We start from the raw sequence: 12,973 nt of genomic DNA on the forward strand, positions 1-12,973 counted from the left end.
GCCGCAGGTATGCCCGCAAGCGGGGACGCGTCAAACCGTATCGAGGTACAGCTCTAACTGCTGTTCTTCGCTGAGTTCTGCGAAATAATGCAGCTCTTGCCGCTTGGTCATCACAAAATTGTCCACCAGCGTGTCGTCGAAAATGCGCCGCGCGATCCGGCTATTTTCGAACGCATCAATCGCGGCGGCCCATGTGTCGGGGATCTGCAACATCTCTTGCTCATAGGCATTGCCCGAAATTGGCGGTGGCGGGGTCAGATCATCCTCGATCCCGATCAGGGCCGACCCCAGCACAGCGGCAAGGAACAGATAAGGGTTCACATCGCCGCCCGCCACGCGGTGTTCAACGCGGCGCGCCTTGAAGCTACCGCCCGGCACCCGCACAGATGCGGTACGGTTGTCATAGGCCCAGCAAACCCCCGTGGGGGCATGGCTTTCCGGCACCAGCCGTTCATAGGAATTGCCGTGCGGCGCAAAGATCAGCGCCAGATCTGGAATGCCTTTCAGGCAACCCGCAATCGTATTGTGCAACAGCCGCGTGCCTTCGAACGTGTCATTGGCCATCAGGTTGTTGCCTTCGGCGTCCACGACCGAAAAATGCGTGTGCAGCCCAGAGCCTGCGTATTCTTCGTAAGGTTTGGCCATGAAACTGGCCGCCATCCCGTGGTTGCGCGCCAGACCGCGCACCAGCATCTTGAACAGCCACGCATCATCCGCCGCCTTCAGCGCATCGGAGACATGTTCGAGGTTGATCTCGAACTGGCCCATGCCGACCTCGGAAATCGCGGCTTCGGCGGGAATGTTCATCGCGTCGCAAGCGTCATAGAGGTCGTTGAAAAACATATCGAACGCATCCAGCGCACGCAAAGACAGGATTTCCGCACCCGGACGGCGCTTGCCTGATCGCGGCGATCGGGGCTGGCGGATACCATCGCCGCTATCATCGACCAGATAGAATTCCATTTCCGTGGCGACCACAGGCGTCAGCCCGCGCGCATGGTATTTCTCTACTACCCGCGCCAAGGCCTGTCGTGGATCACCGGCAAAGGGCGTGCCGTCTTCGTGGAACATCCACATCGGCAGCAGCGCGGATGGGCTGTTCAGCCATGGCATCGGGACATAGCCACGTTCGGTCGGCATCAGCACACCATCGGGATCGCCCGCTTCGAACACCAGCGGGCTGTCCTCGACATCCTCGCCCCAGATATCAAGGTTGAGGATGGAAAACGGGAACCGCGTGCCTTCTTCTTCCAGCTTGGCCGCAAATTTGCGCGGCACCCGCTTGCCCCTTGCCTGACCGTTCAGGTCTGCGGCTCCGCAACGCACGTTGCGGACCTCGGGGCGGTCGTCGATCCAGCTCATCTGATTACCTGTGGTTTGAAACGCAGCTTTGCGCGCATGTTTTGCGGAAGATGGCGGTTCAACCGGCCGTTGACCAGCCCGAAAACGCCGATGACGACCAAAGTCAGCGCGATAAAGTAGCCCGCAAGTATCGGATAGGGGATAAAAGGGTTGAACGTCTTGTCCGCGAAATAGCGCGCGTAGTACAGCGCATCACCTTTTTGCTGGATCGCGGGAAAGCCTGAAAAGAACACCAGCGTCGTGGCGTGGAACAAAAATATCGCCTCGTTCGTATAGGCGGGCCAGCCAAGGCGCAGCATCGTGGGAAAGGTGATCCGCCGGAACCGCGCCCAGCCCGACAGGCCGTAGGCGTCGGCAGCCTCGAGGTCGCCTTTTGGGATAGATTGCAGCGCGCCATAAAAAATCTCGCCCGAATAGGCGGCGGTGTTCAGAAACAACACGACCAGCGCGCCGGCCCAAGCAGATGTGAACGGGTCAAAGAACGGCGACACATTCTTGAGGCTGAGAAACAGGAAATAGGCAAAAAAGAACTGGATGAACAAAGGCGAGCCACGGAACAAAAAGATGAACCAAGCCGATGCCTTGTGGATCACCCTGTTGCGCGATGCCTTGCCAAGCGCGACAGCGGTCGCAAGAACGAACCCCGTGCAAAGGGCGACCAGACCGAAATAGATATTCCAGATCATGCCCGACCCGATCAGCGTGAATTGCTGGCACAGCGTGAAATCACGCTGCGGCAACAGCCGCTCGCCTAGCCCCTGACTGCGCAGGGCGTAATCGAGGATTGTTTCCCAACAGCTCATGTCGCGGCCTTGCGCTGGGCTTCGCCTGCGGCTGTGGCCTGCCCGAATGTCAGCCGCGCCATGATCCGGTCCAGCACGATCTCGGACACTTTCGTGAAGCATAGATAAAACACCAGCAGCGCAAGGAAATACCATTGCCGCCAGTCAGGATGCGGGTAATCGGTGAAGCGGGGCTGTGCCGCACCGCCCAATTCGCGCGCCCAATAGACGATGTCCTGAATCCCCAGCAGAAACAACAGCGGCGTGGCCTTGATCAGCACCATCCACAGGTTCGACAGGCCGGGCAGCGCATAGACCCACATCTGCGGCACCAGCACCCGCCAGAAGGTCTGGCGCTGGCTCATGCCATAGGCTTCGGCGGTTTCCAACTGGCCGCGCGGCACGGCGCGCATCGCCCCGAACAGGACATTGGCGGCGAAAGCGCCGAACACGATGGCAAAGGTAAAAGCCGCAACCGCAAAGGCATAGGTGTCATGCACCCATTGCGCCGCATTGCCCAAAGGCAGTTTCGCGGCCTGACAGACCACAAAATCATTGCCTTGCCAGACAGCCTGTTCCCAGTCGGGGCATTTGACCCGGTGCCGGATATATTCCAGCAACTGGTCCAGCGCGATCACGAAGAACAGGAAAAACGCGATATCGGGCACGCCGCGCACCACGGCGATATAGGTCTTGCCGATCCAGCGCATCGGAGCCACGGCGCTGCGCGCGGCGGCCGCACCGGCAAAGCCGAAGGCGAGCGCCGCAGGTGCGGTCAGCGCTAGCAGCAAAAGCACCGTCCAGACAGCAGAATAGATCTGCATATGCTTGCCTGTTGTCAGGTAGCAGGCAAACCATTGGAATGTCTCCAATGTCGCAGGGTCTGTGCAAAAGCTGAAAATGGCGGGACCGCACTATCTGGGGGTGAGGCCCCGGCACGATGGCCGGGGCGCCTTGCGCTTAGAACGTGGCCGAACCTGGCAGCCACTTGGTGATCAGCGCGTTCAGGCTGCCGTCATCCTTCATCGACTGGATCGCGGCGCTGAATGTGTCGCGCAATGCGGTATCTGACTGGCGCACGCCCAGACCGATGCCACCACCGATCAGCACATCGTCACCGACAAAGGACAGATCGCCGCCTTCGGAATCGATCGGTTCCAGAAATGCCTTGTCGGCCAGAACGGCATCCGCCTCGCCATTGCGCACGGCTGAAATGGTTTCATCGGCGGTGGCGAATTCCAGCAAGGTCGCACCCGCCATGCTGGTGACATAGCTGGCATGAACAGTGCCGACCTGCGCCGCAATCACCGCGTTGGACAGATCAACATCTCCCATAGCCATGAAAGAGGATGGATCGGGCTGGGTATAGTTGTCGGAAAAGTCGATGACTTCCTTGCGTTCCTCGGTGATCGACATGCCAGCAATGATGACATCAAAGTTACCTGAGACCAAGTTAGGAATCATTCCGTCCCAGTCGAATATCGACCAAGTGCATGTCAGTTCGGCGCGCGCGCAAAGCTCATCGCCCACTTCACGCTCGAACCCTGCGATTTCACCCTTATCGTCAATAAAGTTGTAGGGTTCATAGGCGCCCTCGGTGCCAAGGCGCACCACGTCTTGCGCCATCGCGGCACTGCCCAAAAGCGCGGCAGCTACACTTGTCACGATCAGTTTGTTCATCATACTTCTCCCGTTGATGATTAAGCGACTGTTGCGGACAGAAATCCGCGCAGTCTTTCCGTTGTCGGATTGGCAAAAAGCGCGTCAGGCGCGCCTTGTTCTTCGATGCGGCCCTGATGCAGAAACACGACATGGTCGCTGACATCGGCGGCAAGGCGCATGTCATGCGTGACGATGATCATGGTGCGGCCCTCGGCGGCCAGATCCTTGATCACGCGGATCACCTCTTGTTCCAGTTCGGGGTCCAGCGCGCTGGTCGGTTCGTCGAACAACAGCGCCTTGGGTTCCATGCAAAGCGCGCGTGCAATCGCCGCGCGTTGCTGCTGGCCACCTGACAGCTGCGCGGGATAGGCATCGCATTTGTCGCCGATGCCGACCTTGTCCAGATAGGCGCGCGCCGCGCCCTCGACCTCGGCCTTGGGGCGTTTGAGAACGGTGACGGGCGCTTCCATCACGTTTTGCAGAATCGTCATATGCGCCCAGAGATTGAACTGCTGGAACACCATCGACAGGTTGGTGCGGATGCGGATCATCTGCGCGTGATCGCCCGGACGGCGGTTCAATCCGGTGCCTTTCCAGGTCACAGCCTCGCCACAAAAGATCACATCGCCTTGCTGGCTGTCCTCCAGCAGGTTTGCGCAGCGCAGCAAGGTGGATTTGCCCGATCCCGACGATCCGATCAGCGACACGACATGGCCTGCGGGCGCGGTGATATCGACGCCCTTCAACACTTCAAGCGACCCATAGGATTTATGCAGGTCACGAATTTCGATCACAGGGACGCTGTTGGTCACGCTCAGGCTTCTTTTCTGGCAGGCTCGTTTGCTTCACTCAGCGCCGATTAGGCCCGCTTTTCGCGGCGTTTGCAACGGTTTGGTAACGGTTTACCACACGTCACGAGGCAGATGCCTAAGGATCGGGCGGCAAAGCGATATCATAGGCCGCAGGCGGCAGCGCCACAACGCCGCGCAACCCCAGCATCTGGCGGTGTGTTTCGGGCAAGGCGGCAATGGCGTCAGTGACGGCAGCAAGGTAGGGCGCGGGGTTTTGTTCTTTGCGCGTGATCAGCGTCATGCAGGGGCTGGCGGGGGTGGTGCCGATCACCCTGACCTGTCCGGTCAGCGGATCGTCCTGCTGCGCCATCCACCATGTCTGTGCGTCGATACTGGCAAAATCGGCGGCTCCTGTCGCCACTGCCTTGATGCTGGCGGCATGGCTGCCAGTGATCAAAGGGCTGGCAAACACAAACCCCTGATCCGCCGCCCATTGCTGGGCTGCGCCATAGCCTGATTGCGACAACAGGGCGCTGGCGGCCATCCGCCTGCCGCGCAAATGGCGCAAATCGGACAGGTGGCTGTCGCGGTTCACAATGAAAACCGAATTGTAATAGCCCCGCGCACAGCCCGGCAGATCGTAATCCATCGCTGCAACCAGTGTCACGCGGTCACGGAACTGCGCGCGATAGGGCAGATTGCAGATCTGGCCTAGCACCAGATCAGGATGCGCCCAGCTGTCTTGACAGTCGATATCTTCGTCCAACGCATCAGGCGCGGGCAGGTCGCGGTTGCGCAAACCGTCGCGGATCAAGGCCCAAAGGGCATGATGCGCCGCCGTGTTGGCGGGGCGCAGATACATCGGCAGGCTGGCGATCACGACGGCGTGACGCGAAGCCGTGCCGCATTGCTGTCCTGATCGGTGATGCCCAGCAACGACGCGGTCATCCGCATCATGCTGTCTTCGTGTTCGTCGCGTACGCCGTCGGCCAAGACGACCCGCCACAACGCCTCGATCACCGACAGGCGCTGGTCATAGGCCACGGCCTCCTTGATCGCGCGGGTGAAACGGACGGTATCGGGGGCCTCTGATTCCAAGGCCTCGCAATCGGCGCGCAGGGTTGCGGCCTCTGCCTCGGTCAGGGCGTAGCGTGACATCATGGTCTGGTCGATCTGGGCCTTTTCGGCGGGATCATATCGGCCATCCGTGCGCGCGATGCGCACCAGAAGCGCGCCAAGCGCCAAACGCGCATCAGGGTCGGACAGGGGCTGTGGGGCGGGGGCGGTCATGCGCCGGATCAGGTCTGCAAACATATGACCGACATAGGGGATTTTCGCGCCGGAACAAACATCAATTCTGCATGAGCTGCTGTTGGAACATCGCTGACAGGCGCGCGCCTTCGTCCTGCAACCCGTAAGGCGGGTTCACCACGAACAGGCCAGAGCCTGTCATCCGGTGCCCTTCACGGGCGGGGGGAAAGCCGACTTCGTGGCGAAATCCATCGGGGAAAGCCTCCTGTAGGGCGCGCAGCATCGGGCGGTGCGGGCCATCGGTCAGGATCGGATACCACAGCACCAGAACCCCCACGCCCCATTTGCGATGCACCTTGGCCAGCAGGGGCGGGATCGTGTCGTAATCCGTTTTGACCTCGAAACTGGGATCGACCAGCATCAGCCCCCGGCGCGGATCGGGCGGGCAGAGCGATAGCGCCATCTCGAACCCGTCGCGTTGGCGGAACACGCCGCCATAGGGGGCCATATTGGTGGCCAACGCTGCATATTCCTGCGGGTGCAATTCGGCCAGATGGATGCTGTCAACCGGGCGCAGCATCTCTGCGGCCACCAGCGGTGACCCCGGATAGGCGTTTGCGCCATATGTCGCGCGGATACGTCCCAGTACCGTCCTGTACGGATGATCTGGCGCAAACCAGTCGGCGGCAACAGCGATCCCCTTGGCGGCCTCGCCGGTCTTGAGGGCTGCGGCATCGGTCAGATCATAAAGCCCGCGTCCGGCATGGGTTTCCAGATAGGACAGCGGTTTGTCCTTTTGCGTCAGATAGGCCAGCATCCACGCCAGCAGCGCATGTTTATGGACATCCGCAAGATTGCCGGCATGATAGCCGTGTTGATAGGACAGCATGATCTGAAACCTTTGATTGGGCTGATGCGTGCCTACCCTTGTGCGGCCGTGGTGCCAAGTCACTTGCCTCTGGGCGCCGGACGCGATTTGGTGGCGCCAGACGGATGAAAGGAAAGTTATGCGTTGTTTGATGATTTTGGCGCTGGGGTTCCCGGTGTCCGGGCTGGCCCAGACGAATGACGGCACGGACGTTTTTATCGGCTTGGGCGCAAGGTCTGCCCCGGCCTATTTCGGTGCGGACAGCAACGAGACTGGCGTAACTGGACGGTTGAAGTTTGCTGAAACTTTAGCAGGGGACATCGCGCTGGGTGAGAGCGGGCTTTACAGCCTTGATCTTGGTGGGTCGCTGCGGTTTGTCCGGGCGCGGACGGCTAGTGACCATGCCGCACTGACAGGTCTGAGCGATATTGATCCGACGCTAGAGGTTGGCGGCGAAGTGACGTTTATTGCCCCGCAATACCAAGTGTTTAGCGCATTGCGTTACGGCCTTGGTGGACATGCGGCCTTTGTGGCCGAGCTCGGTGGTGACCTTGTCTACAGGGCTGACGACGCGTGGTCCCTGCGCGGTGGCCCGCGCCTCTTATGGGGCAGCGATGATTACGCGCAAACCTATTTCGGCGTCACCGCAGCCGAGGCAACTGCCAGCGCCTTTGACGCCTATGATGCAGGTGCAGGGGTGATCAGCGCCGGCATCGCGGCCGAGGTCATGTATCAGGTGACACCCGATTGGGGCGTGCTTGGCATCCTGCGTTATGACCAGCTGCAGGGCGACGCCGCCGACAGCCCCGTCGTGCAAAGCAAGGATCAGACCAGTGTCAGCCTGATGGTCACGCGGCGCTTCAGCTTCGGGTTCTAAGAGGGGGGCTGAAATATTGTCACAAATATTTCAGCCCCACCCACCAGCGTTGTCAGACCAGCCGCGACATCTCGACCGCGGCGCGCACGAAATCGGCGAACAGCGGGTGCGGGGCAAAGGGTTTTGATTTTAGCTCGGGGTGGAACTGTACACCGATGAACCAGGGGTGGTCCTGCCATTCCACGATCTCGGGCAGCTTGCCATCGGGCGACATGCCCGAAAACAGCAGGCCCGCGCTTTCCAGCGTCTCGCGGTATTTGGTGTCCACCTCATAGCGGTGCCGATGCCGTTCCTCGATCGTGGTGCTGCCATAAACATCTGCAACCTTTGATCCGGGCTTGAGGCTGGCGGTATAGGCCCCCAGCCGCATGGTGCCGCCCTTGTCGTCGTCGGCCTTGCGCGCGACGGTGTGGTTGCCCTGCACCCATTCCTTGAGGTGATAGACCACAGGCTCAAACCGTTTGCCACCGGCCTCGTGGTCGAATTCTTCTGACCCTGCCTTGGCCAGTCCCGCGACATTGCGCGCTGCCTCGATCACGGCCATCTGCATCCCCAGACAGATGCCCAGATAGGGGATCTTCTTTTCGCGGGCGAATTGCGCGGCCTTGATCTTGCCCTCGGTGCCGCGTTCGCCAAAGCCGCCGGGGACCAGAATGGCGTGATAACCTTCCAGATAGGGGGCGGCATCTTCGCGGTCGAACAGTTCCGCATCGACCCATTCGATCTTGACCTTCACCCGGTTGGCCATGCCGCCATGGGTCAGCGCCTCGGCGATGGATTTATAGGCGTCTTCCAGCTGGGTATATTTGCCGACGATGGCTATTTTCACATGGCCTTCGGGGTTGTGGATGCGGTCATAGACATCATGCCACATCGCAAGGTTCGGCGCGGGCGCAGGCGAGATATCGAAGGCATCCAGCACCGCCTGATCCAGCCCCTGTTCGTGATAGGCCAATGGGGCCTCGTAGATCGATTTCAGGTCATAGGCTGCAACAACCGCCTCTTTGCGCACGTTGCAGAACAGGGCGATCTTTTCGCGTTCTTTTTCTGGGATCGGGTGTTCCGACCGGCAGACAAGGATATCGGGCGCTATCCCGATAGATTGCAATTCCTTGACGCTGTGCTGGGTCGGCTTGGTTTTCAATTCACCACTGGCGGCCAGATAAGGCAGCAGGGTCAGATGCATGAAGATGCATTGCCCGCGTTTCTTGTCATGCGCGAACTGGCGGATCGCCTCGAAAAACGGCAGGCCCTCGATATCGCCGACGGTGCCGCCGATTTCGCACAGCATGAAATCGACCTCGTCTTCGCCGATTTTCAGGAATTCCTTGATCTCGTTGGTGACATGCGGGACGACCTGAATGGTCTTGCCCAGATAATCGCCGCGCCGTTCCTTTTCCAACACGGTGGAATAGATGCGCCCGGAACTAACCGAATCCGTTTGCCGGGCAGGCACGCCGGTAAAGCGTTCGTAATGCCCAAGGTCCAGATCGGTTTCGGCCCCATCATCGGTGACGAAAACCTCGCCATGTTCAAACGGTGACATCGTGCCCGGATCGACGTTCAGGTAAGGGTCAAGCTTGCGCAGCCGGACAGAAAAGCCGCGTGCCTGCAACAAGGCCCCAAGGGCCGCAGAGGCCAGCCCCTTGCCCAAAGAAGACACAACGCCACCGGTGATGAAAATATAACGTGCCATAGGCGGCAGCCCCCGTGAAAAGTCTAAAATAAGTGGGAAAGCGACCCGTTAAAATCGCATCATCACGGGGTTTGACCCATAGTGGATTCGGCGCTGCTGCGCAACCTCGTGACGCAAGATCATGTTGCCGACCGTTGCAGATCGGCAATCAGTTGTGGTCAGTCGCCCGCAGGCAGCAAAGGCTCTTCGGCAGCAGAGGGAGGCAACAGGCTATCGCCAAGGTCCGGCACCGTCACATCATTCTGGTTCAGGTTGATCCCGCCAACACGGTCCGCAACCGACAATCCCGCCGTATTGCCCGCCGCAATCAGCGTCAGCGTGATCGAGGTGGCGATGAATGCCGCCGCCAGCATCCATGTGAACTTGCTGATCGCAGATGCAGGGGGGCGGCTGTTCGCCGTGCCGCCACCGCCGCCCATACCCAGCCCACCGCCTTCGGACCGTTGCAACAGAACGGTGCCGATCAGGCTGAGCGCCAGGATCAGGTGGATGATAAGGACGACGTTTTCCATTTCTTGCCTTTCAGGGCTTGCGCACTGGCGCGTATCTAAAAGCAGATAGCGCCTCCCGCAACCCCTGTTGTCTTTTCGCGCGATGATGTGGGCGGGCGCTGCAACCGGCAGGGCGCAACTTTCCGGTTTCGCGCCTGCGCGCGCATCGCTATAGGGGGCATCGGGTCAGCAAAGGACAGTTTTATGGCAAATGTGGTGGTCGTCGGTGCCCAGTGGGGCGATGAAGGCAAAGGCAAGATCGTGGACTGGCTGTCCGAGCGGGCCGATGTGATCGCGCGCTTTCAGGGCGGGCATAATGCGGGCCATACGCTGGTCATTGATGGCAAGGTCTATAAACTGTCACTGTTGCCGTCGGGGATTGTGCGGGGCGGCAAGCTCAGCGTGATCGGCAATGGTGTCGTGCTGGACCCTTGGCATCTGATCAAGGAAATCGGCATTCTGCGCGACCAGGGTGTAACGATCACGCCGGACACATTGATGGTGGCGGAAAATACCCCGCTGATCCTGCCTTTCCACGGCGAATTAGACCGCGCGCGCGAAGCGAATGTGGGCATGGCGAAAATCGGCACAACGGGCCGTGGCATTGGCCCGTGTTACGAGGACAAGGTTGGCCGCCGCGTGATCCGCGTGGCCGATCTGGCCGATGATGCCACGCTGGAACTGCGGCTGGACCGCGCTTTGGCGCATCATGATGCGTTACGCCGTGGTCTGGGGCTGGACCCGATCGACCGCGCGGCAATCCTTGCCGATCTGCGCGCCATCGCGCCGCAGGTGCTGGCCTATGCCGCCCCTGTCTGGAAGGTGCTGAACGAACAGCGTAAAGCGGGCAAGCGTATCTTGTTCGAAGGCGCGCAGGGCGCGTTGCTCGATATCGACTTTGGCACCTATCCCTATGTCACATCATCCAACGTGATCGCAGGGCAGGCGGCGACAGGCGTCGGCATGGGGCCAGGCGCGATTGATTTCGTGCTGGGCATTGTCAAAGCCTATACCACCCGCGTCGGCGAAGGGCCGTTCCCGACCGAATTGCACGACGCCGATGGCGAACGCCTTGGCCAGCGCGGCCATGAATTTGGCACCGTGACAGGGCGCAAACGCCGCTGCGGCTGGTTTGATGCCTGCTTGCTGCGCCAGACCTGTGCCACATCAGGGATCAACGGTATCGCGCTGACCAAACTGGATGTGCTGGACGGGTTCGAGGTGCTGAAAATCTGTGTCGGCTATGATCTGGATGGCGTACGGCTGGATTATCTGCCCACCGCTGCCGATCAACAGGCGCGCTGCACCCCGATCTACGAGGAAATCGAAGGTTGGTCGCAATCCACCATGGGCGCGCGGTCCTGGGCAGATCTGCCTGCACAGGCGATCAAATACGTCCGCCGGATCGAAGAGTTGATCGATTGCCCCGTCGCCCTAGTTTCTACCTCACCAGAGCGCGAGGATACGATCCTTGTGACCGACCCTTTCGCTGATTGAGGATCATGACCTACAAGAACCGCAAACGCCTGTCCCTGTTCGTGCTGGTCGTGGGCCTGCCCGCCTATATCGTGTTGGCCGTTACCATCATGTCCGAAGCAAGCCGGTTTCCCATTGCGATTGAATTGCTGATCTATGTCGTGCTGGGGATCGCCTGGGTGTTCCCGCTGAAATGGGTGTTCAAGGGGATCGGTCAGGCCGACCCCGACGCGCCAGACCATAAATGAAACAGGCGGGGGCAGCCCCGCCTTTTGCTTTTGTCATCCGCGCGCTGTCATGTCATCGGGGCGGAACCTTGTGCCATCCGTCACCTGAAAACGGCCATTGTCCAACTTGATAATCCGGTTCTGGCGCAACAGTCGCCCGAAACAGCGCAATCCGTCTTCGCGTGAAATCTCGGTCTGGGTCAGGCTTTGAACCAGTTTCATCACCTGTGGCCGCGAGAAATCGTCTTCGCCCAGCAAAAAGGTGATATAGGCAGCAGCCGCTTCGATCAGGTCTTCAAGGCTGGTCGCGGCATAATCGGCGGCGAATTCGGCAAAGCTGATCAGGCGCTGCCCCGAATCTGTTGCTTTTGCCGCAATCTGGCGCAGGCGTTGCGATGCCGGTTCGGCGGGTATGTCCGCGCGCTGGGACGCGACAAGGCGCAGGGTTGCCGGGCTGCGCGGTGCGCTGATCGCGTCGGGATTGGGATTGACGGCATCAGCAACCATATCCGCATCGTCAGTGTCTTCCACAGTCTCGAATTCATCCAGATCGTCGCGGTATACTTCGCTCGGGCGGTGCTGGGGGGCGCCATCGTCGCCCAGCTGGCGTGCGGCCTCGGTGGCGGCCACGGCCGCCTTGAGCTGCGCAAAAGCGTCTTGCTGGCGGCGGTGTTCAGGCTGGTTCAGCGCGGCATCGGTATGCGACAGGATCCGGCTGATCGCATCATCGGCGTTGTCTGACAAGGCGTGCCGCTTCTTGCGATCCTCGATCACGCGTTCGATTTCGGCGACCTCGGCGTGCAGGTCAAGCCCGTCATCTGCGACCAGATTGGCCAGATGCAGACTTTCGTCAGATGTCTGGTTTTCCGACGGCAAGGCGGTGACAACATCTGCGCTGTTGGCGTCATCCATGATTTCGGGCGCGTCCTGCAGGTGGGGGAGGGCACCCGCTTGGGTCGCGGCGCGTTCGGCATTGCGCTTGGCCAGGGCCGCAAGGCGTTGGGCCAGCGGGTTAACCCCGCTTTGCGGCGCAACGCCGTCTTCTTCGGCTTGCTCGGCAGTGGGGCGATTGGTGGTTTCAGTCACATGGCCGCGGCCAACGACGCTGCGGATCCGGTCCAGCTTGGCGGCAACGCTCTCTTGGTCGAATGCTGCATCTGCCGCGTCTTCATCGGCCGATTGTGCCGGCGTGTCGCGCAGGCGCAAGCGCAACTTGCCGCCTGCCACCGCGGCCTCGATATCGCCGCCCGATGACACCCCCGCCACCCGCGACACTTCATCCATGTCCGGTGCCAGCAGAGCGTCGCCCACAAACGCCTCATGGCCGGCAAGATCGTGGAAATAGCTGACGATCTGCTTCATCGTCGCAACGCTATCGTCGAAACCTTCAAGGCGGCAGGAGAACATGCCATAGGTCACATCAAGGATCTGTGTCTGATCGGTCATTGCTGCTGTCTTTCGTGGTTGGTCTGCCGCAATCTGACGGAATC

14 protein-coding genes are annotated in these 12,973 nt (G+C 60.4%); 3 read left to right on the forward strand and 11 right to left on the reverse strand.

Features of this window, described 5'->3' with window-relative positions; all coding sequences use genetic code 11:
- Positions 1 to 30: 30 nt before the first annotated feature.
- From ACPF9B_RS02995 to ACPF9B_RS03030, 8 genes are all read right to left on the reverse strand, one after another.
- Entirely contained in the window at positions 31 to 1,362 is a 1,332-nt protein-coding gene (locus ACPF9B_RS02995) for a glutamine synthetase family protein (protein WP_424179143.1), read from the reverse strand.
- Complete coding sequence (locus ACPF9B_RS03000) at positions 1,359 to 2,165, reverse strand: ABC transporter permease (RefSeq protein ID WP_007205461.1); 807 nt, start codon at positions 2,163 to 2,165, stop codon at positions 1,359 to 1,361. Before ACPF9B_RS03000 ends, ACPF9B_RS02995 begins: the two co-directional genes overlap by 4 nt.
- Positions 2,162 to 3,046 (reverse strand): ABC transporter permease, encoded by an 885-nt coding sequence (locus ACPF9B_RS03005; RefSeq protein WP_424180326.1) that lies wholly within the window; start codon positions 3,044 to 3,046, stop codon positions 2,162 to 2,164. Before ACPF9B_RS03005 ends, ACPF9B_RS03000 begins: the two co-directional genes overlap by 4 nt.
- Positions 3,047 to 3,104: 58 nt before the next feature.
- Positions 3,105 to 3,827 (reverse strand): transporter substrate-binding domain-containing protein, encoded by a 723-nt coding sequence (locus tag ACPF9B_RS03010; RefSeq protein ID WP_424179146.1) that lies wholly within the window; start codon positions 3,825 to 3,827, stop codon positions 3,105 to 3,107.
- Between the two features lie 17 nt (positions 3,828 to 3,844).
- Positions 3,845 to 4,618, reverse strand: coding sequence for an ABC transporter ATP-binding protein (locus tag ACPF9B_RS03015; protein WP_007205458.1), 774 nt, complete (start codon positions 4,616 to 4,618; stop codon positions 3,845 to 3,847).
- Positions 4,619 to 4,733: 115 nt separating this feature from the next.
- Entirely contained in the window at positions 4,734 to 5,477 is a 744-nt protein-coding gene (locus ACPF9B_RS03020; protein ID WP_424179148.1) for a phosphate/phosphite/phosphonate ABC transporter substrate-binding protein, read from the reverse strand.
- On the reverse strand, positions 5,474 to 5,911 hold the full coding sequence (locus tag ACPF9B_RS03025; RefSeq protein ID WP_424179150.1) for a TerB family tellurite resistance protein: 438 nt from the start codon (positions 5,909 to 5,911) through the stop codon (positions 5,474 to 5,476). The genes ACPF9B_RS03020 and ACPF9B_RS03025 overlap by 4 nt, the downstream gene beginning before the upstream one ends.
- Before the next feature lie 37 nt (positions 5,912 to 5,948).
- On the reverse strand, positions 5,949 to 6,737 hold the full coding sequence (locus tag ACPF9B_RS03030; protein WP_424179152.1) for a 23S rRNA (adenine(2030)-N(6))-methyltransferase RlmJ: 789 nt from the start codon (positions 6,735 to 6,737) through the stop codon (positions 5,949 to 5,951).
- 118 nt (positions 6,738 to 6,855) lie between these two features.
- On the opposite strand from ACPF9B_RS03030, the gene ACPF9B_RS03035 reads away from it, so the two are divergent.
- Positions 6,856 to 7,593, forward strand: a complete 738-nt coding sequence (locus ACPF9B_RS03035; RefSeq protein WP_007205454.1) for a MipA/OmpV family protein — start codon at positions 6,856 to 6,858, stop codon at positions 7,591 to 7,593.
- Between the two features lie 52 nt (positions 7,594 to 7,645).
- Here the strand turns inward: ACPF9B_RS03035 and ACPF9B_RS03040 are convergent, their stop codons facing one another.
- Positions 7,646 to 9,289, reverse strand: a complete 1,644-nt coding sequence (locus ACPF9B_RS03040; RefSeq protein ID WP_424179155.1) for a CTP synthase — start codon at positions 9,287 to 9,289, stop codon at positions 7,646 to 7,648.
- Positions 9,290 to 9,447: 158 nt separating this feature from the next.
- Positions 9,448 to 9,801 carry a preprotein translocase subunit SecG gene (secG, locus tag ACPF9B_RS03045; protein WP_007205452.1) on the reverse strand — a complete coding sequence of 118 codons (354 nt, stop codon included), beginning with the start codon at positions 9,799 to 9,801 and terminating at the stop codon, positions 9,448 to 9,450.
- Positions 9,802 to 9,984: 183 nt separating this feature from the next.
- On the opposite strand from secG, the gene ACPF9B_RS03050 reads away from it, so the two are divergent.
- Both ACPF9B_RS03050 and ACPF9B_RS03055 read left to right on the forward strand, forming a co-directional pair.
- On the forward strand, positions 9,985 to 11,277 hold the full coding sequence (locus tag ACPF9B_RS03050) for an adenylosuccinate synthase (protein ID WP_007205451.1): 1,293 nt from the start codon (positions 9,985 to 9,987) through the stop codon (positions 11,275 to 11,277).
- Positions 11,278 to 11,282: 5 nt separating this feature from the next.
- Positions 11,283 to 11,504 carry a DUF2842 domain-containing protein gene (locus tag ACPF9B_RS03055; RefSeq protein ID WP_007205450.1) on the forward strand — a complete coding sequence of 74 codons (222 nt, stop codon included), beginning with the start codon at positions 11,283 to 11,285 and terminating at the stop codon, positions 11,502 to 11,504.
- A 33-nt stretch (positions 11,505 to 11,537) separates the two neighbouring features.
- Here ACPF9B_RS03055 and ACPF9B_RS03060 read toward each other — a convergent pair whose 3' ends face one another.
- Positions 11,538 to 12,929: a hypothetical protein gene (locus ACPF9B_RS03060; RefSeq protein ID WP_424179158.1), complete on the reverse strand. Its 1,392-nt coding sequence runs from the start codon at positions 12,927 to 12,929 to the stop codon at positions 11,538 to 11,540.
- Positions 12,930 to 12,973 lie beyond the last annotated feature (44 nt).

Source organism: Yoonia sp. TsM2_T14_4 (assembly GCF_049602355.1).
In the GTDB taxonomy this organism is placed as follows: Bacteria; Pseudomonadota; Alphaproteobacteria; order Rhodobacterales; family Rhodobacteraceae; genus Yoonia; species Yoonia vestfoldensis_A.

Coding starts and splice junctions, on each gene's coding strand:
- ACPF9B_RS03060 (WP_424179158.1), bottom strand. CDS start 12,929: ATGACCGATCAGACACAGATCCTTGATGTGACCTATGGCATGTTCTCC.
- ACPF9B_RS03000 (WP_007205461.1), bottom strand. CDS start 2,165: ATGAGCTGTTGGGAAACAATCCTCGATTACGCCCTGCGCAGTCAGGGG.
- ACPF9B_RS03030 (WP_424179152.1), bottom strand. CDS start 6,737: ATGCTGTCCTATCAACACGGCTATCATGCCGGCAATCTTGCGGATGTC.
- ACPF9B_RS03055 (WP_007205450.1), top strand. CDS start 11,283: ATGACCTACAAGAACCGCAAACGCCTGTCCCTGTTCGTGCTGGTCGTG.
- ACPF9B_RS02995 (WP_424179143.1), bottom strand. CDS start 1,362: ATGAGCTGGATCGACGACCGCCCCGAGGTCCGCAACGTGCGTTGCGGA.
- ACPF9B_RS03040 (WP_424179155.1), bottom strand. CDS start 9,289: ATGGCACGTTATATTTTCATCACCGGTGGCGTTGTGTCTTCTTTGGGC.
- ACPF9B_RS03010 (WP_424179146.1), bottom strand. CDS start 3,827: ATGATGAACAAACTGATCGTGACAAGTGTAGCTGCCGCGCTTTTGGGC.
- secG (WP_007205452.1), bottom strand. CDS start 9,801: ATGGAAAACGTCGTCCTTATCATCCACCTGATCCTGGCGCTCAGCCTG.
- ACPF9B_RS03050 (WP_007205451.1), top strand. CDS start 9,985: ATGGCAAATGTGGTGGTCGTCGGTGCCCAGTGGGGCGATGAAGGCAAA.
- ACPF9B_RS03035 (WP_007205454.1), top strand. CDS start 6,856: ATGCGTTGTTTGATGATTTTGGCGCTGGGGTTCCCGGTGTCCGGGCTG.
- ACPF9B_RS03025 (WP_424179150.1), bottom strand. CDS start 5,911: ATGTTTGCAGACCTGATCCGGCGCATGACCGCCCCCGCCCCACAGCCC.